Below are 21,698 nucleotides of genomic sequence, written 5' to 3' on the forward strand. Positions count from 1 at the left end.
AGGCGACCTTAGCAGCTAATGCGCCGTCGGGTCAGCCGACGCCCAACTCGCGAATGCTGTCGCGCTGGCATTCGAAGTCGTACTCCGACAAACCAACGTATTCGAGGACCAGCTGCGCCACGGCGTCCCACTCATGATCCTCTGGCTGCTCGCCCAGCACTCGATGGCAGGCGCAGATGTGCTCGGCCATTTTCAGGATCGCCAGCAGCGTCTTGATCTGCGGATCGCTCCATTCGTCGTTGAACAGCGCCAGCGCGTTGTGGTGGTTGGCGATGGCTTCGCACAGATGCTGCGGCAGCTTCCACGAACGAGCCACGAAATAGCCCACCACCGCGTGGTTGGTGTTCAGTACGCGATTCTCGACGTCGGTGATGCGCGTATCTGCCCCTACGCTGGCATAGGCCTCTTCCAGCACCGCCATGTACTCAGGAAAGCGGGTGAGCATCAGCGGGATGCCGCAGTTGTGGAACAGTCCGAGGGTGTAGGCCTCGTCGGGTGACGGGTGACCGATGCGTTTAGCCAGGGTGAGACAGGTGCTAGCCACGTCCTGCGCCGAATCCCAGAAGCGGTTGAGGGTAACGATGGCCGCATCGGTAAGCTCGCCGCGGATCGATTGCGCATTGATCAGGTTGATCACCGAGTTGCAGCCCAGCAGATTGACCGCTTGCTGAATCGAGGCGATGCGGTTGGCCAGACCGAAGAAGGGCGAGTTGACTGTCTTCAGCAGCGCACCGGAGAGCCCCGGATCCTGGCTGATGAGTCGTGCAATGGCACGCAGATCGGGGTCCGGCATGACCTGCTCCATCTGCAGATCGACCATGATCTGTGGCTGCGGGGGAACGCTGATTCCCTGCAACACGCTGCGGATCTGCTCGTCGGTGAGTTCGATGGACATGAAGGCGGTCTAACCTCGCGACTAGCACAAGGCCACTATAGAAAGAATGCGAACTTTGGCCGAGTTCATGGTCGGATTTCAAGTAGACCAATTTGCAAACCGACGAGGAGGAAACGAAATGGCCGATTCTCTGAAAGGCAAACGCGTAGCTATCCTGGTAACCGATGGCTTCGAACAGGTCGAAATGACCGGCCCGAAGGACGCACTCGAGAAAGCCGGTGCCACCGCCGAGATCATTTCTTCATCCAATGGCGAAGTGACCGGGTGGAACCACACCACACCCGCTACCAAGTTCCATGTCGACAAGACCTTCGACAGCATCCGCATGGAAGACTACGACGCCGTGCTGCTACCCGGCGGCGTAGTCAACTCCGACACCATCCGCACGGATGACATGGCTCAGGAACTGGTTCGGGATGCGGCGCGGGCGAACAAGACCATTGCCGTTATCTGCCACGGCGCCTGGCTGTTGGCCTCAGCCGAACTGGTCAAGGGCAAGCGCATGACCAGTTGGCCGTCACTGACCGACGACTTGAAAAACGCTGGCGCCGAGTGGGTGGACGAGCAAGTGGTTATCGACGGTCACCTGATCAGCAGTCGCAAGCCGGACGACATTCCTGCGTTCAGCGAAGCGCTGGTAAAGGCGCTCGCCGCGGCCTGATGGCCCATGGCCTGGCTCAGCTAGGAGTTACAAGCAAGGGGAGCGTGCTTTTCCTTGCCGCCTGAGGCTTGCAGCTTGTGGCTCCTATACAATGCCCGTCTTTTTCCGGGAGCCCACTGATGACCCTGCCCAGCCTGCGCCTCAAAGCCAACGCCGATCGCCGACTGCGCGCCGGCCATCTGTGGGTCTATAGCAACGAGGTCGACACCGCCGCCACCCCGCTGAGCGGTTTCGCCGCTGGTGATCAGGCGATCCTCGAAGCGGCTGGCGGCAAGCCGCTGGGCATCGTCGGCATCTCGCCGAACAACCTAATCTGCGCCCGCTTGCTGTCGCGTGACCTCAAACACAGCCTGGACAAGTCGCTACTGGTGCATCGCATCCAGGTCGCCCTCTCCCTGCGCGAGCGACTGTTCGATCAGTCCTGCTATCGCCTGATCTATGGTGATTCGGACCTGCTGCCAGGCCTGGTGGTGGATCGCTTCCATGATCATCTGGTGGTGCAGCTGGCCTCGGCCACCATGGAGCGCAACAAAGACGCTGTGCTCGAAGCCCTGGTTCAGGTGCTCAAGCCGCGCGGCGTGCTGTGGAAGAACGATTCCAGCGCACGCGATGCCGAGGGCCTGGAGCGCTATGTCGATACCGCCTTCGGTGTGGTGCCGGAATGGGTCGCTCTCGAAGAGAACGGCGTGAAGTTCGAAGCGCCGGTGCTGCAAGGCCAGAAGACTGGCTGGTTCTACGACCACCGTATGAACCGCGCGCGTCTGGCGCCCTACGTCAAGGGCAAGCGCGTGCTCGACCTGTTCAGCTACATCGGTGGCTGGGGCGTGCAGGCCGCGGCATTCGGCGCCAGCGAAGTGTTCTGCGTCGACTCATCGGCGTTTGCCCTCGATGGTGTCGAGCGTAACGCCGCGCTCAATGGCGTCGCCGAGAAAATGACCTGCGTGGAAGGCGATGCCTTCGAGGCGATGAAGGAACTGAAAAACGCCGAGGAGCGTTTCGACGTCGTCATCACCGACCCGCCAGCCTTCATCAAACGCAAGAAGGACATCAAGAACGGCGAAGCCGCTTATCGCCGGCTAAACGAAACCGCCATGCGCCTGCTGAACAAGGACGGCATCCTCGTCAGCGCCTCCTGCTCCATGCATCTGGAAGAAGACAACCTGCAGAACATCCTGCTCGGCAGCGCACGGCATCTGGATCGCAATATCCAGCTGCTCGAACGCGGAGGCCAGGGCCCTGACCATCCGGTGCATCCGGCGATTCCCGAGACCCGCTACATAAAAAGCATCACCTGCCGCATTCTGCCGAACGGTTAAAGGACAGCTCGGTCGATTAGCCTGTCGGGCATGCTTCAATGCGCCAATCCCATGCGCAAACCTGGTCTCGGTGGGCTGAAGCGGAACGCCGCCCGGCCTACCCTACGAAAGCCGTTCCTTGCCTTCAGCTATGTAGGGTGGGCTTCAGCCCACCGGGATTAGCGTTGCGTCCGGAATCGGTGCCCTGAGCACCCGATATTTCGTCGGCAATCTGCACGCCGCTGGCCCCGGTTACCGGCCTGGCAGACGGCTCCGGCCATCCCACAAGCCACCACGATGCCAGCACACCAGCTCCCGCCGACCATCAGCCTTTCCCCGACGCCGTTGGCGAGCGTAGAATCGAGCCCATTCCTCGCCATCATCCCCCGGCGAGCCAGTGGGCCCAGGCCGCCCGAGCGATACCCCGCCTCGATCCGGTCCCTCCGCACGCACGGTCACCTGCCGTTGCACGCGGCGCAGGTGACGCTCACCATAAGTACTATTCGACCAGCTGATTAGCCGCAGGAACCGTCATGCCCGATTACCGTTCGAAAACCTCCACGCACGGCCGCAACATGGCCGGTGCCCGCGCGCTGTGGCGTGCCACCGGCATGAAGGACGAAGACTTCAAAAAGCCGATCATCGCCATTGCCAACTCCTTCACCCAATTCGTGCCCGGCCACGTGCACCTGAAAGACTTGGGCCAGCTGGTCGCGCGCGAGATCGAGAAGCACGGCGGCGTCGCCAAGGAATTCAACACCATCGCGGTCGATGACGGCATCGCCATGGGCCACGACGGCATGCTCTATTCGCTGCCCAGCCGCGAGATCATCGCCGACTCGGTGGAATACATGGTCAACGCGCACTGCGCCGACGCCATTGTCTGCATTTCCAACTGCGACAAGATCACTCCCGGCATGCTCATGGCCGCGCTGCGCCTGAACATCCCGGTGGTGTTCGTCTCCGGCGGCCCGATGGAGGCCGGCAAGACCAAGCTGGCCAGCCATGGCCTGGACCTGGTTGACGCCATGGTCATCGCCGCGGACGAAAGCGCCAGCGATGAGAAGGTCGCGGAGTACGAGCGCAGCGCCTGCCCGACCTGCGGCAGTTGCTCCGGCATGTTCACCGCCAACTCGATGAACTGCCTGGCCGAAGCCCTGGGCCTCGCCCTGCCCGGCAACGGTTCGACCTTGGCCACCCACGCTGACCGCGAGCAGCTGTTCCTGCGCGCCGGCCGCACCGCCGTCGAGCTGTGCCAGCGCTATTACGGTGAGGGCGATGAGTCAGTGCTGCCGCGCAACATCGCCAGCCGCCGCGCCTTCGAGAACGCCATGACCCTGGACATCGCCATGGGCGGTTCCACCAACACCATCCTTCACCTCTTGGCTGCCGCTCAGGAAGCCGAGGTGGACTTCGACCTGCGCGCCATCGACGCCCTGTCACGCAAGGTGCCGCAGCTGTGCAAGGTCGCGCCGAACATCCAGAAGTACCACATGGAAGACGTGCATCGCGCCGGCGGTATCTTCTCCATCCTCGGCGAACTGGCCCGTGGCGGCCTGCTGCATACCGACGTATCCACCGTGCACAGCCGTAGCCTGGAAGAAGCCATCGCCCAGTGGGACATCACCCAGACCCAGGACGAGGCCGTGCACACCTTCTTCAAGGCAGGCCCGGCCGGCATCCCGACGCAGACGGCATTCAGCCAGTCGACCCGCTGGGACAGCCTGGATGATGACCGCGAGAACGGCTGCATCCGCAGCGTCGAGCACGCCTACTCCCAGGAAGGCGGTCTGGCCGTGCTTTACGGCAACATCGCCCTTGACGGCTGCGTGGTGAAGACCGCGGGCGTGGACGAATCCATCCACGTGTTTGAAGGTACGGCGAAGATCTTCGAAAGCCAGGACAGCGCCGTAAAGGGCATCCTCAGCGACGAAGTGAAGGCTGGCGACATCGTCATCATCCGTTACGAAGGCCCGAAAGGCGGCCCGGGCATGCAGGAAATGCTCTACCCGACCTCGTATCTGAAGTCCAAGGGCCTGGGCAAGGCCTGCGCCCTGCTCACCGACGGCCGTTTCTCCGGCGGCACCTCCGGTCTGTCCATCGGCCATGCCTCGCCGGAAGCCGCCGCAGGCGGCGCTATCGGCCTGGTGCAGGACGGCGACAAAGTGTTGATCGACATTCCCAACCGCAGCATCAACCTGCAAGTCAGCGATGAGGAGCTGGCCCACCGCCGTATCGAGCAGGACAAGAAAGGCTGGAAACCCGCTGCGCCGCGCGCGCGCAAGGTAACCACGGCGCTCAAGGCCTACGCCCTGCTCGCCACCAGCGCCGACAAGGGCGCGGTGCGCAACAAGGCGATGCTGGAAGACTGACCGGCGGCGCCTATCGTCCTTTCATGTGCGCGGCCTTCGCTGGAAGGCCGTTCACTTGACGCTTTGATACTCACGGTTGGTCTACGCCTCGCCCAGTCCGACCAAATCCCTCCACTCCCCCATCGACGCCCGCCGCGGCCGCTGAAATTGCGTCTCCGTCGCAACCAGTCGTCGGTTTGTTGTCCCCCTTTTTCGCGCAAAAAATCGCTCGGAAGGCCTTGATCCGCGTGCTGGCGCAACTGGCTGCCATTGGAGCCACACTCGCATAAGTCGAAATGTATACAAATTGGTAGTCAATTCGACAATCAATTGTCTACATTAGGCCAACAAGAACAACAGCGAGAAAGGGATCACCATGACACTCTCATCCGCAAAAACATCTCCCGAGAAGCGCCCGGAAGATGAAAATCTCGGTATCGGTGCCAACCTGGCCTACGGCCTGCAGCATGTCCTGACCATGTATGGAGGCATTGTCGCGGTACCGTTGATCATCGGCCAGGCGGCCGGCTTGTCACCAGCCGACATCGGCCTGCTGATTGCCGCCTCGCTGTTCGCCGGCGGGCTCGCAACCCTGCTGCAAACCCTTGGCCTGCCATTCTTCGGTTGTCAATTGCCACTGGTGCAGGGCGTATCCTTTGCCGGCGTGGCGACCATGATCGCGATCATCGGCAGCGATGGCGCCGGAGGCATTCCCGCAGTGCTTGGAGCGGTGATCGCCGCCTCACTGATCGGTTTGTTGATCACGCCCATATTCTCGCGAATTACCAAATTCTTCCCACCGCTGGTCACTGGCATCGTCATCACCATCATCGGTTTGACCCTGATGCCGGTTGCGGCGCGCTGGGCAATGGGCGGAAACAGCCAGTCGCCGGAATTTGGCAGCATGGCCAACATCGGCCTGGCTGCCTTTACGCTGGCTGCCGTGCTACTGCTCAGCAAGCTCGGTAGCGCCAGCATCTCGCGGCTTTCGATTCTCCTGGCCATGGTGATCGGTACCGTGGCAGCGGCGTTCTGCGGCATGGCCGATTTTTCCGGCGTGCTCGACGGCCCTCTGGTAGCGTTGCCTACACCGCTGCACTTCGGCATGCCGGAGTTCCACGTGGCGGCGATCCTGTCGATGCTGATCGTGATCATCGTCACCCTTGTGGAGACCTCGGCAGACATCCTCGCGGTCGGTGAAATCATCGATACCAAAGTCGACTCCAAGCGTCTGGGCAACGGTCTGCGTGCCGACATGATTTCCAGCAGCCTGGCGCCTATCTTCGGCTCCTTCACCCAGAGCGCTTTCGCCCAGAACGTCGGCCTGGTAGCCGTGACTGGCGTGAAAAGCCGCTACGTGGTGGCTACCGCCGGCCTCATCCTGGTCACACTCGGCCTGCTTCCGGTCATGGGCCGGCTGATCGCCGCGGTGCCCACCGCGGTGCTCGGCGGTGCCGGCATAGTGCTGTTTGGTACCGTAGCGGCGGCCGGTATCCGGACCCTGGCCCAGGTGGAATACCGCAACAACATGAACCTGATCATCGTCGCAACATCGATCGGCTTCGGCATGATCCCGATCGCCGCGCCAACTTTCTATCACCACTTCCCGGCCTGGTTCGAGACTATCTTCCACTCCGGCATCAGCTCGGCGGCGATCATGGCGATCCTGCTGAATCTGGTGTTCAACCACCTGAAGGCCGGCAACTCGGACCAGCAGTCGGTGTTCGCCGCCGCCAGCGAGCGCACCCTGCGCTATCGGGACATCGCCGCGCTGCACGACGGCGACCACTTCCACGACGGCAAGCTGTTTGACGTGGACGGCAACGAGGTGCCAGTGATCAGTCCCGACGACCATGGCGCACCTTCGCAGGCACCACAAGCCAAGGTGACAGCCGCAGTCCCGACTCACGGATAAGGCGCGGCACTACAACCCCGGCTGACGACAATGCCCGCCTCATCGAGACGGGCATTGTTTTTTGTACCGCGTGCAGCATCGGTACTGTTACGCCAGGTTCTCAACGTTAGTCTTTCAATATCTCGCGCAACTCTTCTCTGGATTCGTCCAGCTTATGCTTGCGCGCTTTGATTTTCTTCGGATCGCCATCACGCAACGCCTTCTGCAGATCGGCCTCACGCTCGCTGATTTCCTCCTGCGCCTCGTCGATATCCTTCTGCCGGTCGGCCCGCAGTCCCGCCTCGGTACAGTTAGTTCGGGCCTTGCTCAGCGCTGTTTCCAGGCCGCGAATATGCCCGGTGTTGCCCTGATCACGGGCATTCTCCAGCTGGCGGCGAATCTCTGCTTCCTTTTCGGCACAGCTTTCCTGCGCATGCGCCAGCCCAATAGTGAGCAACAGTATTGTCATTGCGACGGCGGTTTTCATTCGGAGATCCTCCTCGATTGGCCCTAATGATAGTAGTGGGCATGTGGCCAACCGATTGGGTCACGCTCGGTGCTGCAGTTCTGGAAAATCCAAGACGACGATTCAACAGGCCTGTGGCGAGCAGCTGCAACGTCGTTTGGACCTTGCTTACCGTACTGTCCGGACAGCATACCGGTCAGTAGAATCGCGCTCTTTCGCTGGAAGGACGGCCATGAGCGCTCCCGACAATAAAACCGCCCCCGAAACACCGGATGAACTGGTCTACGGGCTCGATGACCGTCCGCGTCCGTGGATTACCGTTCTCGCCGCCCTGCAGCATCTGCTCGCGATCATCGTGCCGATCGTCACGCCCGGCCTGCTGATTTGCCAGGCCATTGGCGTATCGCCGCGGGATACCAACATCATCGTCTCCATGTCGCTGGTGATATCCGGGATTGCGACCTTTCTTCAATGCAAACGCTTTGGCCCGCTCGGTGCCGGCCTGTTGATCGTGCAGGGCACCAGCTTCAATTTCGTCGGCCCGCTGATCGCTGGCGGCGTGCTGATGGTCAAGCAAGGCACACCGGTCGAGGCCGTGATGGCGGCGATCTTCGGCGTAGTGATTGCGGGTTCCTTCATTGAAATGGGCGTCTCGCGTGTCCTGCCGTTCATCAAACGCCTGATCACACCACTGGTCACCGGCATCGTGGTGCTGATGATCGGCCTGACGCTGATCAAGGTCGGCCTGATCAGCATGGGAGGCGGCTACGCGGCCATGGGCGACGGCACTTTCGCCAACCGCGAGAACCTGCTGCTTTCCGGCGTCGTGCTGGCGGCCATCGTCGTGCTCAATCGCTTACCGGTTGTTTGGATGCGCAGCTGCGCGATCATCATCGCTCTGGCCATTGGCTATGCGTTGGCGGCGTATCTCGGTCGCCTGGACTTCACCGGCATGCGCGAAGCGGAGCTGTTCGAAGTACCGATGCCGTTGCACTTCGGCCTGGGCTTCTCCTGGAGCCTGTTCATCCCGATGGTAGTGATCTATCTGGTCACCTCGCTTGAAGCCATCGGCGACATCACGGCCACCAGCAAACTTTCGCGTCAGCCGGTCGAAGGCCCGTTGTGGATGCAGCGCATCAAAGGCGGCGTACTGGTCAATGGCGCCAACTCGCTGCTGGCGGGGGTGTTCAACACCTTCCCCAGCTCGGTGTTCGCACAAAACAACGGCATCATCCAGCTGACCGGCATCGCCAGCCGCTACATTGGCATGTGGATCGCCGTGATGCTCGTGGTGCTCGGCCTGTTCCCGGCGGTCGCCGGCGTGCTGCAGGCTGTGCCCGAGCCAGTCCTGGGCGGTGCCGCACTGGTAATGTTTGGCGCGGTGGCGGCAGCTGGCATCAACATCCTTGCCGGCATTCAGCTGGATCGCTGCGCGCTGTTGATCATCTCGGTATCGCTGGCGCTCGGCCTTGGCTTTTCCCAAGTGCCGGAGTTTCTTGCTCATCTTCCGGCCGGGCTGCGCAGCGTGCTGGAATCGGGCGTGGCCACAGGCGGCATCTGCGCACTGGTGATGAATTGGTTCCTCCCGGAATCGCCAGCCGCTACGCGCGAAGAGGCCTGATCAAACGGTGCGCCCGAGGCGCTGGCACACCTCGTCGGCAATCGCCAGGCATGCAGTCAGCCCTGGCGATTCGATGCCGAACAGGTTCACCAAGCCGGCAATGCCATGCTGCGCCGGGCCGTCGATGCGAAAATCAGCGGCCAGCTCACCGGGACCGCTGATCTTCGGTCGGATACCGGTGTAAGCCGGTTGCAGCGCGCCATCCGGCAGCGCAGGCCAGTAGCGGCGGATTGCGGCATAAAAACTATCAGCACGGCGGGCGTCCAACTGGTAGTCGAGTGATTCGACCCACTGCACGTCTGGGCCGAAACGGGCCTGACCGCCGAGATCTAGCGTCAGGTGCACACCTAGCCCGCCGGGCTCGGGTAACGGATAGACCAGATGCCGGAAAGGTGTCGGCGCCGACAGGCTGAAATAACTTCCCTTGGCGAAATAACGCGGCGGCACCGACTCGGCAGGCAGGCCGCGAGTGTGCGCAGCGATCACTGGCGCCGCGTGCCCGGCGCAATTGATCACCGTCGTAGCGAGCAGAATCATCGGCTCATCACCGCCCACATCGACACGCAGCCCCTCGTCCAACACGTCGATCGCATCCACCGGCGCGCGCAGCGCCAGCAGCGCACCTGCCGCCTCGGCGTCACCCTGCAGCGCCAGCATCAACGCATGGCTGTCGACGATTCCGGTACTTGGCGACAGCAGCCCGGCGACGGCGTTGAGCTGCGGCTCCAGCGCTTTCACCTCGTTGGCATCGAGCCGCTGCAGATCGTCGACGCCGTTGGCCGCCGCGTGCTCCTGCAATGCCAGAAGTCCCAACAGTTGTGACTCATCGGTCGCGACAATCAGCTTGCCGCAGCGCCGATAAGGCACGCCGTGGCTGTCGCAGAACGCGTACAGCGCATCCCTTCCCGCCACGCACAGGCGCGCCTTCAGCGAGCCTTGCGGATAGTAGATGCCGGCATGGATGACTTCGCTGTTGCGCGAACTGGTACCCGTGCCGATGGCAGCCTCGGCTTCCAGCACCAGCACTTCGCGCCCTGCCAGCGCCATGGCGCGCGCCACGGCCAGCCCTACGACGCCAGCTCCGATGACAACGCAATCGACCCGTTCCATACACACCCCCGCCCCAAAACGGTCGCTAGACTGCCGCAATATCGAACCGCGGCCAAGTCTCGCTTGCCCAATGCTCGATACCCAACATTCAACACTCAATTATGACTGGAGCCAGCATGCGCATCGGCGTCATCTCCGACACTCACGGGCTGTTGCGGCCAGAGGCACTCGCCGTGCTACAAGGCTGCGAGCGGATCATTCACGGGGGCGATATCGGCAAGCCGGAAGTGCTCGACGTATTGCGGGAAATCGCGCCGCTGGAGGTGATCCGCGGCAATGTCGACTCCGACGCTTGGGCTGCGATGATCCCCGAGCGGTTGGACCTGCGACTCGGCGGGCTGCGCATCCACGTGCTGCACGATCTAAAGACGCTGGACCTCGACCCGGTCGCGGAGGGCATCGACATAGTCATCGCCGGCCACTCGCACCAGCCCGTGATCGAACAGCGCGAAGGCGTGCTTTATCTCAATCCCGGCAGTGCCGGACGCCGCCGCTTCAAATTGCCGATCAGCCTGGCCCTGCTGGATATCGAGGATGGCCAGCCGCGCGCTCAGTTGGTCACGCTTGGCTGACATTTAGCATTTGCGGAGATTGATCCGGGAATACAAGCAAGGATGCTCACCTCGCCAATTCAAGAGACAGCTAGACTCAGCGCCGCTGCCAAGTCTCGAAACTGTATGCGGGCGCTTCGCCTACAGCCGCATGCGCCTGGCAATCAATGCACTGCCATTCGGATTCGTCGAAGGCAGGGAAGAAAGCATCGCCTTCGGGATTAGCATCGATGCGTGTGAGGTAAAGACGCTGGGCCCTACCCAAACCTTGCGCGTACAGCTGCGCTCCACCGATCAGCATCAGTTCGTCGACACCCTGCTCGCGCGCCCACGCCTCCGCGCGGCGTAATGCTTCGTCCAGGCTGGTGAAGGTTTCGGCACCGTCGAGCACCAGATCCGGCTGACGGCTGACTACCAGATTCAGCCGACCCGGTAGCGGGCGACCGAGCGAATCCCAGGTTTTGCGGCCCATGATGATCGGCTTGCCGAGCGTCGTGGCCTTGAAGTGTTTGAGATCGGCAGGCAGATGCCACGGCATCTGATTATCGAGCCCGATGACGCGGTTTTGCGCGAGGGCCGCGATCATTGCGAGCGGAAGAGAGGTCTGATTCATGGCGGCGAGAATATCAGAGCGTCAGGCGGTAGGTCAGCGGACGCTGGATAAACGTCGCGATCATCCAATCGTCATCTTCGCTCCACCAAAGCGTCAACCCGCCGTCATTCAAGCGCGTCAGTCTAATCGTTCCATCCCGAGGAGACGCCCCATGGCCCGCCCAACCCGCGCGACCCTGAGCCACTGGTTTACCGCTTGCGGTCTGCTGTTGCCAATCACTGCGTTCGCTGCCCCGGCTGACATGTCGAGCGAGGCGAAGCTGCATGACGGTCGCGCCGAACCCAGGCCGCTGGTCATTGCCCACCGCGGCGCCAGCGGTTACCTCCCCGAGCACACCCTCGGCGCTTATGCGCTGGCCATTCTGCAGGGCGCCGACTACATCGAGCCGGATCTGGTGATGACCCGCGACGGCGAACTGGTCGCGCGCCACGACAACGAGCTGGGGTTGACCACCGATGTATCCCAGCACCCTGAATTCGCCGATCGCAAGCGCACCCAAATGGTCGATGGCGTCAGCCTTACAGGTTGGTTCAGCGAAGATTTCACCCTGGCGGAGTTGAAGACATTACGGGCGATCGAACGCATCCCGGCGATTCGTCCCGGCAACGCTCGGCTCGACGGCAGCCTGGAAATCCCAACGCTGCAGGAAATCATCGATCTGGTAAAAACCATGCAACTGAGCGAACGCCGGCGCATCGGTCTGTATCCCGAAACCAAGCATTCAACCCACTTCCAGCAGCTCGGCCTGGCGATGGAAAAACCGCTGGTGCGTACCCTCCACCGCAACGGCTATGCGGGGCGCCACGCGCCGGTGTACATCCAGTCGTTCGAAGTGGACAACCTGAAAACACTCAGCCGCCTGACGCAGCTGCGCCTGGTGCAGCTGTTCGGCGGCGGCCAGCCCTACGACCAGCAAGTGCGCGGCAGCGACCTGACCTACGCGCAGATGGCCACAGCTGAAGGGCTCAAAGCGATCTCGCGTTACGCGGCGGGCGTCGGGCCGGACAAGAGCTACATCATTCCGCGCGACGCCAACGGCAATCTTGGCGAGCCCACCGACTTCGTCCCGAACGCCCATGCGGCGGGGCTGAAGGTGCACCCCTATACGTTCCGCGCCGAGAACGCGTTTCTGCCGACCAGCCTGCGCAACGGCAGCTCACCGGCCGACCGCGGCGACGTCGAGGCCGATATTCGTGCGTACCTGGATACCGGCATCGACGGGCTATTCATCGACCAGCCGGACATCGCTGTGAAACTGCGCGCGCAATAAAGCGCGTTCGAACAAGGCCCAGCCGGGATGGCTGGGCCTTCCGCGGTTGATCGCAGGATCTGCAGCCAAGCCAGCTCAGGCAATCACGGCGGCCTCGTGCAACTCGGTCAGCCGCATAGGGTGGGCTTCAGCCCACCGTTTGCAACCCTTGGCGGTGGGCTGAATTTCACCATTTGCAAACCTAGTCGGTGGGCTAAAGCCCACCCTACGGTGTGCCAACCGAGGCTGACGCGGAGCGGCCGTTCGGCCGCAACTTACCATCCGTTCAGCGAATCACGGCGGCCTGGCGCAGCGATGCCAGTTCGGCCTCGCTTTTGCCGAGCACCCGCTGCAACACCTCATCGGTATGTTGCCCATGCAGCGGCGGCGCCTTCATCGGCACGGTGGGCGTTCGCGATAACCGTAGCGGGCTTCGCACCATGCGCACCTCGCCGGCAACCGAATGCTCGGCGCTGATTACCATTTCGCGGTAGCGTGCCGTCTCGGTGTCGAACGCCTGAGCGACGCTCTTCACTTCCCCGACGGGAATCCCCTGGTTGCGCAGCGCGGCGATCAGCGCCTCGTTCTGCCACTCGGCAAAAGCCGTCTGAAGCAATGGCAGCAGCTCTTCGCGATGCTCGGTACGGCCCTTATTCTGAGAAAAGCGCGGATCGCCATGCAGCTCCGGCCGCTTCAACACCTCCAGGCAAAGTCGCCGATATTGCTCGTCATTACCGACTGCCAGGGCGATGGTGCCATCGGCGGTTTCGAACAGCTGATAGGGAACGATGCTGGCGTGAGCATTGCCGTAGCGCTGCGGTACCGTGCCGGTGTTGAGATATCCCGAAGCGATGTTGGCGAGAAAGTGCAGCGCGCTGTCGGACAGGGCGATATCCACCGACTGCCCCAGGCCGGACTTCTCCCGCTCATACAGAGCAGCGAGGATGCCTTGCACGGCGTTCATGCCGGTGACCAGATCGATGAAGGCCACACCGAGGCGCATCGGCTCACCGTCTTTTTCGCCGGTGATCGACATGAAGCCGCTCTCGGCCTGGATGATGAAGTCATAACCCGGACGATTTTCCAGCGGATTGCCGCGCCCGTAACCGGTTATCGAGCAATGGATCAGGCGTGGATTGATCGCCGCCAGCGTCTCGTAGTCGAGCCCGAGGCGCTTGAGGCTTGCCGGCAGAAAGTTCTCCACCACCACGTCGGCCTGAGCGGCCAGATCGAGTATCAGCTGACGCCCCTGCGGCTTGCGCATGTCTATGGCCAAGCTCTCTTTGTTGCGATTGGCACTGAGGTAGTAGGTGGAAATACCGGCCTTGGCCGGGGGCATCCAGCTGCGAGTGTCGTCGCCCTCCAGACTCTCGATTTTCCACACCTCGGCGCCAAGGTCCGCCAGTGCCATGGTCGACCAAGGGCCGGCGAGGATACGCGTCAGATCCAGTACCTTGATGCCTTGCAGAACGCTCATCGCACCTCCTTTTGGTATTTGTGAACAGACAAGGCATCGAAATTGGCTCAAGTGGGTCGAAACCACAACAGATGGCCTATGCGCATATGTGCGATTACCGAACGGAATTTTCGTTCGCTGTGCGACCGGTAGGGCTCTGCCCCTTTAAGGTGTCCGGGGCCGTCTGTTAGACCACTGGCTGCATCCTGCCGTACAACTACAAGAAGAGAATATCGCCATGCCCCTCACCCTGAAGCGCACGCTGTGCCTGCTCATGCTGGCCGCCACCTTCCCTCTCGCCTCACTGACCCAGGCCGCTGACTGGCCGACCGACACAGTTCGCCTGGTGGTGCCCTACGCCCCCGGCGGCACCACGGACGTACTGTCACGCAAGGTCGCGGACCTGCTGCAGCAACAGATCGGTACCGTTGTCGTCGAGAACCGCCCGGGCGCCGGCTCGACCACCGCCACCGGGCAACTGGCCCGCGGCGGTCGAGGCGCCGATCACACCATTCTCATGGCCTCGCCGGGGCACACCATCGGCCCGGTGATCTACAAGAAGCTGCCCTACGATCCGGTGAAGGATTTCAAATTCATCCGCAACGTCATCGAAATTCCCAACGTCATGGTCGTGCCGGCAGATAGTCCTTACGACTCGGTAGAAGCGTTCATGGAAGCTGCCAAGACGAGAGAAATGACCTTCAGCTCCGCCGGCGTCGGCAGCTCAATTCACATGTCCGGCGAGCTGTTCAAAACCATGACCGGCTCCAAGATGACCCACGTGCCCTTCCGCGGAAGCGGCGAAGCACTGCCGGCCTTGCTTAGCGGTGACGTCGACGTCTCTTTCGAGAACATGCCGACCGTGCTTTCACACATCAAGGCCGGCAAGCTCAAGGCGCTGGCGGTCACATCCGCCGAGCCTTCGCCTTATCTGCCGGGCGTCGAGCCGCTCTCGAAGATCGGTGCCGACCTGGGCCTCGGTGACTTCGTCACCACGGCATGGTTTGGGCTGATTGCCGATGACAGCATGTCGGACGAAGCCGTAAAGACGCTGCAGGACGCGCTGGACAAGGTGATGGCGGACGAAAGCTTCAAAGACTTCGTCGCGCAGATCGGCGGCGAAGTGGCACCGCAGGAAGGCGACGCCTTCCGCGACTACGTCGAGCAGGACGTTCAGCGCTGGCAGCGCGTCGCGGGCCAGGCCGAGCTGCAGTAGGGAGACGGTCATGACCCTCGCCAACGGCCGCCCTCGCTGGGCCAACCTCAACACGCTGCTGGGCGCGTTCTGGCTGGTGGCGGCGCTGGTGTTTCTGTTTTACCTGGTGCCGAACCATATCGACGAAGCACCGATGGTCGACAACGCCATGCAGTCGCCACGCTGGCTCCCCAGCGTGGCCGGCTGGCTGGTCGCCGCGCTGTCGCTGGCGCTGATCGTCGAAGGCTGCCTGCGCCCGCCGGTGCGCCCGACCGCAGACGACGACAGCGGGACCGCGCCGCCCTGGCGCTGGCTGCTGATGCTCGCCGGGCTGGGCGCTTACTGGTTGCTGTTCGAAGCACTTGGCGCCATCGCGGCCGGCATACTCGGCACCTTGCTGCTGTTTGCCGCGCACCCGGTGCGAAAACCCTGGCTCTACCTACTGGCGATCGCACTGCCGTGGCTGGTGAGCCTGCTGTTCATTCACGTGCTGAACGTCCCGCTGCCGTCCGGCACGCTGTGGGATTGACCCACCCCTCTCGCGAGTGACCGAATGGAAAATTTTTCCGAAGTCCTGAGCCTGTTCCTCAGTGTCGACAATTTCATCGCGATCGGCATCGGCGTGCTGATTGGCGTGGTGGTCGGCGCGATTCCAGGGCTGACCGCGACCATGGCCGTCGCCCTGGCACTGCCCTTCACCTTCACCCTCCAACCGGTGACCGCCATCCTGCTGCTGGTCGGGATCTATAAGGGCGGCATGTACGGCGGCTCGATCACCGCCATCCTCATCCATACGCCTGGTTCGCCGGCCGCCGCCTGCACACTACTCGACGGCTATCCGCTGACGCAGCAGGGCAAGGCGAAAAAGGCGCTACAAATGGCGCTCTATTCGTCGTGCATCGCCGACTTGCTATCGAACCTGGCGCTGATCCTGTTCGCCTCCTACCTGGCAAAGATCGCACTGAACTTCGGTCCGCCTGAGTTCTTCTGGCTGATCTGCTTCTCGCTGACGATCATCATCTCCATCGCTGGCGAATCTGCGATCAAGGGCCTGATCGCCGCGGCGCTCGGAGTAATCGTCGCCTCGATCGGCATGGACGTGGTGTACGGCAGCCAGCGCCTGACCTTCGATAACTACAACCTGATGGACCGCGTGTCCTTCGTTCCGCTGCTGATCGGCCTGTTCGCCGTGCCGGAAGTCATCGACTTCTACCTCAAGAAGGCCGCGCCGCATATCCGTGCTACCTCGGGCGGAGCCGGGCTGACGCTGAAGGAACTCAAGGCGAGCCTGAAAACCATCGTACGCGGCTCGCTCATCGGCGTGATCATCGGCGCAGTGCCTGGCACCGGAGCCACCGCCGCCTCCTTCATTTCCTACAGCGAAGCCAAGCGGCGCTCAGCCAACCGGGAGAACTTTGGCAAAGGCGAGCTCGAGGGTGTGGCCGCGGCTGAATCAGGCAACAACGGCGTGGCTGGCGCCACACTGATTCCGCTGTTGTCGCTGGGCATCCCGGGAGATGTGATCACCGCAATCATCCTTGGCGCATTCATGATCCACGGCCTGACCCCCGGCCCAGTGCTGTTCCAAGAGAACCTGACGATCGTTTACGCGCTGTTCTGCGGGATCATGCTGAGTTCAGCGGTGTTGCTCTTCGTTGGCCACGGGGTGATCAAGTACTTCTCGCTGGTGGCGGACATCCCCAAGGAGATCCTGCTGCCGATCGTGCTGATGTTCTGCGTCTACGGCGCTTTTGCGGTGAACAACAGCCTGTTCGATATCGGCCTGATGCTGCTGTTCGGGGTAGTCGGTTATATTTTCAACCGCACCGGATTCGCCACCGCCCCCTTCCTGCTCGGCTTCATTCTCGGTCCGATGTTCGAAGACAACCTGCGGCGCACACTGCTGATCGGCCGTGGCGACCCGATGATCTTCTTCCGCGGACCGATTACCTGGATTTTCATCGTGCTCACCGCGTTGTCGCTGTTCTTCGCCGTTCGACGCTACTGGCAGGAGCGCATCAGGGTTCGCGAAGCCACGGCAGATGATGCGGCGAACCCCGGAGCGATCAAATGATTGGCGGCGGTTAGCAGGAGATCCGCGCGTTGCGCGGGCGGGACGGCCATTTCACCCTTCCGGCGGCAACGGTTATTCTCGGGACCGAGTTCGTCTATTAAGAGAAACCGCGTGTCCGCATCTCTCCCGCCGCCATCCAATCCACTCGACCGCCTTTGGCTCACCGAAGCCGTGCGCCTGCGCGAAGAGCACGCCGGGCCGCTGGATGATGATGAGGCCAACCGTCAGGCTCGCGCTCAGGGCGGCGAACTGGCCGAGCTGATTGAGTTTCGCGCGCTGTGGCTGGCACGCCGTGGCGGTTTGATCGATGCATTGCGGCACTGGCGTCAAGGCGCGCGGCTGGCCGGCTTCGCGCTAGTTTTGCTGGCACTGCTCACCGGTGCCGGGCTAGCGCTAGCGGCACTGGGTGACGGCGTGCAGCCAGTCAACGTGTTCTGGGCGCTGGGCAGCCTGCTCGGGTTGAATCTGCTGACATTGCTTGGTTGGCTGCTGGGCTTCGTGCTGGCCGGTGACAGCGGCGGCGCGCTGGGCCGGTTGTGGCTCTGGCTCAGCGAGAAGCTCGCGCGCGATGCTCGTGCGATGCAGCTGGCGCCTGCGCTACTCGTAGTGCTGGAGCAGCGCCGCATCGGTCGCTGTCTGCTCGGGATGGGCGTGCACGGGCTGTGGCTGCTGGCGATGGTCAGCGCACTGTTGACCTTGCTGGCGCTGCTCGCCACGCGGCGCTACGGCTTCGTCTGGGAAACCACCATCCTTGGCGAAGGCACGTTCATCAATCTGACCCAGGCGCTCGGAATGCTGCCCTCGCTGCTGGGTTTCAGCGTGCCGGATATCGACCAGATCCGCGCCAGCGGAACCTTGAACAATGGCTTCGAAAGCGCGCGGCAGAGCTGGGCCGGCTGGTTGGTCGGCGTATCGCTGATCTACGGGCTGCTGCCGCGCTTGCTGCTGGCACTGTTCTGCCTGTGGCGCTGGCGACGCGGCCGCGCCTTGCTCCGCCTGGATCTGCAACTACCCGCCTACCGCCTGCTACGCGAGCGACTGCAACCGCCCAGCGAGCGCCTCGGCATAAGCGACGCGGCACCGGAACAGCTGTATTCGCCCAGCATCGGTACGCATCTGGACGGCAGCGAAGGCGCGGTGCTCGTCGCCATCGAGCTGGACCCGAGCCATCCCTGGCCACCGAAACTGCCGACGGGGATCGCCGACGCCGGCGTATTGGACGACCGCGAGCAGCGTCGGCGCCTACTGGAACAACTGACCCGCTTTCCGCCGCAGCGCCTGGCCATCGCCTGCGATCCGCGCCGCTCGCCGGATCGTGGAACCCTGGCGCTGATCGGAGAGCTGAGCCGTTGTGCCGCCGAAAGCCGCGTCTGGTTGCTCCAGCCGCCCGCCGGCGAAGCGCTGGACAGCCACCGCTTGCAGGACTGGAAGCAGGCGCTGGACAGCCTCGGCCTGCCCTATTACTGCAGCGCACCGCTTAACTGGCTGGAGAGTGGGCATGATTGATGGCCTCGGCTCGGTTTTGGTAGGAGCTAGCTTGCTGGCGATCAAAGCGACCTCGGCGACGGGATCGCCAGCAAGCTGGCTCCTACAAAAGCAGCAGATGGTCCTGGCGGATTTGCGGTTAACCCATGGCTACGCACATGCCATAGCAGCGGAGTCCGAGCCATGAGCGCGCCCCTGAAACTCGCCCTCGTCGGCCATACCAATGTCGGCAAGACCTCGCTACTGCGTACGCTGACCCGAGACGTCAGCTTTGGTGAGGTTTCGCACCGGCCAAGCACCACCCGTCACGTCGAAGGAGCACGACTTTCCGTCGATGGCGAGCCGTTGCTGGAGCTCTACGACACGCCTGGCCTGGAAGACGCCATCGCCCTGCTCGACCATCTCGAGCGAATCGAACGCCCCGGTGAACGCCTCGATGGTCCGGCGCGTACCGCACGGTTTCTCGACGGCAGCGAGGCGCGCCAGCGTTTCGAACAAGAAGCGAAGGTGCTGCGCCAGCTGCTCGCCAGCGACGCCGGGCTCTACGTGATCGACGCCCGCGAGCCGGTACTGGCCAAGTACAAGGACGAGCTGGCAGTGCTGGCCGGCTGCGGCAAACCGCTCTTGCCGGTGCTCAACTTCGTCGCCCAGCCCGGTCACCGGGAGGACCAGTGGCGCGAGGCACTTGCGCGGCTGGGGCTGCATGCGCTGGTGCGCTTCGACAGCGTGGCGCCGCCGATCGATGGCGAGCGCCGCCTGTATGAAAGCCTGGCGCTGCTACTGGAGCAGTCCCGCCCCAAGCTGCAACGTCTGATCGACGATCACGAAGCCCAGGCCGCTGCGCGCCTCAGCGAAGGCAACCGCCTGATCGCCGAATTGTTGGTGGATGTCGCCGCCTGCCGCCGCAGCGTCGCCGCCCAGCCCGAACTCGAGCGCGGCGCAATCCGCGAACTGCATGACGCCATCCGCGCCCGCGAGCAACGTTGTGTCGAAGCCTTGTTGCGTCTCTACGGCTTCCGCCCGCAGGACGCCGCAGCGGCCGACCTGCCATTGCTCGATGGCCGCTGGGGTGATGACTTGTTCAATCCCGAAACACTCAAGGAATTGGGTGTGAAGATCGGCGGCGGAATGGCCGCAGGCGCGGCAGCCGGGGCCGGTGTCGACCTGATGGTAGGCGGCATCACGCTCGGCGCCGCCGCGTTGCTCGGTGCCATCGCCGGCGGCGGTGCACAGACCGCGCGGCACTATGGAAATCGTCTGCTGGGCAAGCTCAAGGGTGAGCGCGAACTAACCGTCGATGATGCGGTGCTGCGCCTGCTCGCCCTGCGCCAGCGACAATTGCTGGGCGCCCTTGCCGCGCGCGGGCATGCCGCGATGGACGCGATTCGCCTCGATGCGCCGGACGATAAAGCGTGGCGCGAGGGCAAGCTGCCCGAGGCGCTGCATCGTTGCCGTGCGCATCCGCAGTGGTCGTCGCTGAACCTCGGCGCACGCCTGGAGCAGGTCGAGCGGCAACAGCAACTGGCGGAACTGGTCATTAGCTTGCAGCGCAGCTAGCAGGCTGCGGCGGGATTGGTACGGCGGCTGCAGAAACCCGTAGGGTGGGCTTTAGCAGGTAGGGTGGGCTTTAGCCCACCGAGCGCCGGTTGGCCGGCCGACACACTCCCGAGTGACTTCTGGTGGGCTGAAGCCCACCCTACAATGCTGCGATTCATCCTCCGTTCGGCAACCACAGGCTGTAGGGTGGGCTTCAGCCCACCGTTTCGCCACTCACAGCGCCTCGCCCTTCCTCGACGGGCTGAAGTCTCCATCCGTTGCGGGCCGGCACTCGCTAATGACCGCAACCGGCGCCGCCGAACGGCCGAGACGCAAGGTACCCAGCGCCGCCACCATGATCAGCAGTCCTCCTACCCAGCCCAACAGTTCCAACCGCTCGCCCAACCAGAGCCCGGCGATAATCGCGCCGAACAGCGGCTCAGACCCCATCAGCAGCGACACTCGCGTCGCGCTGGTACGGCCCAGCGCCAGGTTCTGCGCATAGAGTGCGAACAGCGTAGCGAAGAACACCAGATACAACGTCGCCGCCCAGAACGTTGGGCTCTGCGGTAACGCCGGCAAACCACCAGGTAACGTGAAACCCAGTACCAGACAGCCCGTCGCGACAACACCACTCTGCACGGCCGTTAACGCCAACGGCGGTACCTGCATGTCGGCCGTCAGGCGTCGGGTCAGGCACACCAACAGCGCACGCAGCAGCGCCGCAGCCAACATCAGCCCATCGCCGAGATTGAGCGACAGGCTCGTACCGCCTGTCAGCAGCCAGACGCCGACCAGCGACAGTGCGCAGGCCGCGAACAATCGATTGCTCGGTCGCTGGCGCAGCATCGCCCACTCCACGAAAGGCGTGAACAGCACGCACAGACTGATAAGAAAGGCAGCGTTGCTGGCACTAGTGAGCATCACGCCCCAGGTCTCGCAGAGGAAGATCCCCAGCATCACCAGCCCCAGCGGCAATCCAGGCCGAACCGCTCGTTGGCCGTCACCGCGCAGCTGCGGCAACAACAAGATGAAGGTCAGGCCAAAGCGAATCGCCAGAAACCCCAGCACCGGATAGAACCACAGCGCCTGCTTGGCCACTGCGTAACTGCTGCCCCAGATGATCGCCACCATCAGCAGCATGGCGTCGGCCAGCCAGAGCTTGCGTCGCGCTACACCACGCCAATTTTGCATCGTGCCCACCATCTCAACTGAACGAGCGGATTGTCCATTGATACGCTGAGGT

The 21,698-nt window shown here is 62.9% G+C and carries 19 protein-coding genes; 13 read left to right on the forward strand and 6 right to left on the reverse strand.

Going from position 1 to position 21,698, the window contains the following annotated elements:
- Positions 1 to 31 precede the first annotated feature (31 nt).
- Complete coding sequence (locus NAV33_RS06105) at positions 32 to 895, reverse strand: HDOD domain-containing protein (protein ID WP_255977940.1); 864 nt, start codon at positions 893 to 895, stop codon at positions 32 to 34.
- 118 nt (positions 896 to 1,013) lie between these two features.
- On the opposite strand from NAV33_RS06105, the gene NAV33_RS06110 reads away from it, so the two are divergent.
- The 4 genes from NAV33_RS06110 to NAV33_RS06125 all read left to right on the forward strand — a co-directional run bounded on the left by NAV33_RS06110 (position 1,014) and on the right by NAV33_RS06125 (position 7,117).
- On the forward strand, positions 1,014 to 1,556 hold the full coding sequence (locus NAV33_RS06110; RefSeq protein ID WP_255977941.1) for a type 1 glutamine amidotransferase domain-containing protein: 543 nt from the start codon (positions 1,014 to 1,016) through the stop codon (positions 1,554 to 1,556).
- Positions 1,557 to 1,675: 119 nt separating this feature from the next.
- Entirely contained in the window at positions 1,676 to 2,872 is a 1,197-nt protein-coding gene (locus NAV33_RS06115; protein ID WP_255977943.1) for a class I SAM-dependent rRNA methyltransferase, read from the forward strand.
- Positions 2,873 to 3,384: 512 nt separating this feature from the next.
- On the forward strand, positions 3,385 to 5,223 hold the full coding sequence (gene ilvD, locus NAV33_RS06120) for a dihydroxy-acid dehydratase (RefSeq protein ID WP_255977946.1): 1,839 nt from the start codon (positions 3,385 to 3,387) through the stop codon (positions 5,221 to 5,223).
- Positions 5,224 to 5,578: 355 nt separating this feature from the next.
- Positions 5,579 to 7,117: a nucleobase:cation symporter-2 family protein gene (locus tag NAV33_RS06125; protein ID WP_255977948.1), complete on the forward strand. Its 1,539-nt coding sequence runs from the start codon at positions 5,579 to 5,581 to the stop codon at positions 7,115 to 7,117.
- A 106-nt stretch (positions 7,118 to 7,223) separates the two neighbouring features.
- On the opposite strand, the gene NAV33_RS06130 is transcribed toward NAV33_RS06125, so the two are convergent.
- Positions 7,224 to 7,583: a DUF1090 domain-containing protein gene (locus NAV33_RS06130; protein WP_255977951.1), complete on the reverse strand. Its 360-nt coding sequence runs from the start codon at positions 7,581 to 7,583 to the stop codon at positions 7,224 to 7,226.
- A 211-nt stretch (positions 7,584 to 7,794) separates the two neighbouring features.
- On the opposite strand from NAV33_RS06130, the gene NAV33_RS06135 reads away from it, so the two are divergent.
- The gene (locus NAV33_RS06135) at positions 7,795 to 9,183 is read left to right on the forward strand and encodes a uracil-xanthine permease family protein (protein ID WP_255977953.1); all 1,389 of its coding nucleotides are present in this window, start codon (positions 7,795 to 7,797) and stop codon (positions 9,181 to 9,183) included.
- Here the strand turns inward: NAV33_RS06135 and NAV33_RS06140 are convergent, their stop codons facing one another.
- Positions 9,184 to 10,293 carry an NAD(P)/FAD-dependent oxidoreductase gene (locus tag NAV33_RS06140; protein ID WP_255977955.1) on the reverse strand — a complete coding sequence of 370 codons (1,110 nt, stop codon included), beginning with the start codon at positions 10,291 to 10,293 and terminating at the stop codon, positions 9,184 to 9,186.
- Between the two features lie 116 nt (positions 10,294 to 10,409).
- On the opposite strand from NAV33_RS06140, the gene NAV33_RS06145 reads away from it, so the two are divergent.
- Positions 10,410 to 10,865 (forward strand): metallophosphoesterase family protein, encoded by a 456-nt coding sequence (locus NAV33_RS06145; RefSeq protein WP_255977957.1) that lies wholly within the window; start codon positions 10,410 to 10,412, stop codon positions 10,863 to 10,865.
- 76 nt (positions 10,866 to 10,941) lie between these two features.
- Here the strand turns inward: NAV33_RS06145 and folA are convergent, their stop codons facing one another.
- Positions 10,942 to 11,457 (reverse strand): type 3 dihydrofolate reductase, encoded by a 516-nt coding sequence (gene folA / locus NAV33_RS06150; RefSeq protein WP_255977959.1) that lies wholly within the window; start codon positions 11,455 to 11,457, stop codon positions 10,942 to 10,944.
- A 151-nt stretch (positions 11,458 to 11,608) separates the two neighbouring features.
- Here folA and NAV33_RS06155 point away from each other — a divergent pair, with 151 nt between their 5' ends.
- A complete protein-coding gene (locus NAV33_RS06155; protein ID WP_423836642.1) occupies positions 11,609 to 12,727 on the forward strand; it encodes a glycerophosphodiester phosphodiesterase in 1,119 nt (372 codons plus the stop codon).
- A 265-nt stretch (positions 12,728 to 12,992) separates the two neighbouring features.
- On the opposite strand, the gene NAV33_RS06160 is transcribed toward NAV33_RS06155, so the two are convergent.
- Positions 12,993 to 14,183 (reverse strand): CaiB/BaiF CoA transferase family protein, encoded by a 1,191-nt coding sequence (locus NAV33_RS06160; protein ID WP_255977961.1) that lies wholly within the window; start codon positions 14,181 to 14,183, stop codon positions 12,993 to 12,995.
- Between the two features lie 217 nt (positions 14,184 to 14,400).
- Here NAV33_RS06160 and NAV33_RS06165 point away from each other — a divergent pair, with 217 nt between their 5' ends.
- The 6 genes from NAV33_RS06165 to NAV33_RS06190 all read left to right on the forward strand — a co-directional run bounded on the left by NAV33_RS06165 (position 14,401) and on the right by NAV33_RS06190 (position 20,473).
- A complete protein-coding gene (locus NAV33_RS06165; protein ID WP_255977963.1) occupies positions 14,401 to 15,378 on the forward strand; it encodes a Bug family tripartite tricarboxylate transporter substrate binding protein in 978 nt (325 codons plus the stop codon).
- A gap of 10 nt (positions 15,379 to 15,388) precedes the next feature.
- On the forward strand, positions 15,389 to 15,886 hold the full coding sequence (locus NAV33_RS06170; protein WP_255977965.1) for a tripartite tricarboxylate transporter TctB family protein: 498 nt from the start codon (positions 15,389 to 15,391) through the stop codon (positions 15,884 to 15,886).
- A gap of 24 nt (positions 15,887 to 15,910) precedes the next feature.
- Positions 15,911 to 17,431, forward strand: coding sequence for a tripartite tricarboxylate transporter permease (locus NAV33_RS06175; RefSeq protein ID WP_255977967.1), 1,521 nt, complete (start codon positions 15,911 to 15,913; stop codon positions 17,429 to 17,431).
- A 111-nt stretch (positions 17,432 to 17,542) separates the two neighbouring features.
- Complete coding sequence (locus tag NAV33_RS06180; RefSeq protein WP_255977969.1) at positions 17,543 to 18,937, forward strand: DUF2868 domain-containing protein; 1,395 nt, start codon at positions 17,543 to 17,545, stop codon at positions 18,935 to 18,937.
- A complete protein-coding gene (locus NAV33_RS06185) occupies positions 18,930 to 19,103 on the forward strand; it encodes a hypothetical protein (protein ID WP_255977971.1) in 174 nt (57 codons plus the stop codon). Before NAV33_RS06180 ends, NAV33_RS06185 begins: the two co-directional genes overlap by 8 nt.
- Positions 19,100 to 20,473 carry a GTPase/DUF3482 domain-containing protein gene (locus NAV33_RS06190; protein ID WP_255977973.1) on the forward strand — a complete coding sequence of 458 codons (1,374 nt, stop codon included), beginning with the start codon at positions 19,100 to 19,102 and terminating at the stop codon, positions 20,471 to 20,473. The genes NAV33_RS06185 and NAV33_RS06190 overlap by 4 nt, the downstream gene beginning before the upstream one ends.
- 213 nt (positions 20,474 to 20,686) lie before the next feature.
- On the opposite strand, the gene NAV33_RS06195 is transcribed toward NAV33_RS06190, so the two are convergent.
- Entirely contained in the window at positions 20,687 to 21,646 is a 960-nt protein-coding gene (locus NAV33_RS06195) for a DMT family transporter (protein WP_255977976.1), read from the reverse strand.
- Between the last annotated feature and the right edge of the window lie 52 nt (positions 21,647 to 21,698).

The sequence above is a fragment of the Stutzerimonas stutzeri genome (assembly GCF_024448715.1).
In the GTDB taxonomy this organism is placed as follows: Bacteria; Pseudomonadota; Gammaproteobacteria; order Pseudomonadales; family Pseudomonadaceae; genus Stutzerimonas; species Stutzerimonas stutzeri_AR.

Coding starts and splice junctions, on each gene's coding strand:
- NAV33_RS06105 (WP_255977940.1), bottom strand. CDS start 895: ATGTCCATCGAACTCACCGACGAGCAGATCCGCAGCGTGTTGCAGGGA.
- NAV33_RS06110 (WP_255977941.1), top strand. CDS start 1,014: ATGGCCGATTCTCTGAAAGGCAAACGCGTAGCTATCCTGGTAACCGAT.
- NAV33_RS06115 (WP_255977943.1), top strand. CDS start 1,676: ATGACCCTGCCCAGCCTGCGCCTCAAAGCCAACGCCGATCGCCGACTG.
- ilvD (WP_255977946.1), top strand. CDS start 3,385: ATGCCCGATTACCGTTCGAAAACCTCCACGCACGGCCGCAACATGGCC.
- NAV33_RS06125 (WP_255977948.1), top strand. CDS start 5,579: ATGACACTCTCATCCGCAAAAACATCTCCCGAGAAGCGCCCGGAAGAT.
- NAV33_RS06130 (WP_255977951.1), bottom strand. CDS start 7,583: ATGAAAACCGCCGTCGCAATGACAATACTGTTGCTCACTATTGGGCTG.
- NAV33_RS06135 (WP_255977953.1), top strand. CDS start 7,795: ATGAGCGCTCCCGACAATAAAACCGCCCCCGAAACACCGGATGAACTG.
- NAV33_RS06140 (WP_255977955.1), bottom strand. CDS start 10,293: ATGGAACGGGTCGATTGCGTTGTCATCGGAGCTGGCGTCGTAGGGCTG.
- NAV33_RS06145 (WP_255977957.1), top strand. CDS start 10,410: ATGCGCATCGGCGTCATCTCCGACACTCACGGGCTGTTGCGGCCAGAG.
- folA (WP_255977959.1), bottom strand. CDS start 11,457: ATGAATCAGACCTCTCTTCCGCTCGCAATGATCGCGGCCCTCGCGCAA.
- NAV33_RS06155 (WP_423836642.1), top strand. CDS start 11,609: ATGGCCCGCCCAACCCGCGCGACCCTGAGCCACTGGTTTACCGCTTGC.
- NAV33_RS06160 (WP_255977961.1), bottom strand. CDS start 14,183: ATGAGCGTTCTGCAAGGCATCAAGGTACTGGATCTGACGCGTATCCTC.
- NAV33_RS06165 (WP_255977963.1), top strand. CDS start 14,401: ATGCCCCTCACCCTGAAGCGCACGCTGTGCCTGCTCATGCTGGCCGCC.
- NAV33_RS06170 (WP_255977965.1), top strand. CDS start 15,389: ATGACCCTCGCCAACGGCCGCCCTCGCTGGGCCAACCTCAACACGCTG.
- NAV33_RS06175 (WP_255977967.1), top strand. CDS start 15,911: ATGGAAAATTTTTCCGAAGTCCTGAGCCTGTTCCTCAGTGTCGACAAT.
- NAV33_RS06185 (WP_255977971.1), top strand. CDS start 18,930: ATGATTGATGGCCTCGGCTCGGTTTTGGTAGGAGCTAGCTTGCTGGCG.
- NAV33_RS06190 (WP_255977973.1), top strand. CDS start 19,100: ATGAGCGCGCCCCTGAAACTCGCCCTCGTCGGCCATACCAATGTCGGC.
- NAV33_RS06195 (WP_255977976.1), bottom strand. CDS start 21,646: ATGCAAAATTGGCGTGGTGTAGCGCGACGCAAGCTCTGGCTGGCCGAC.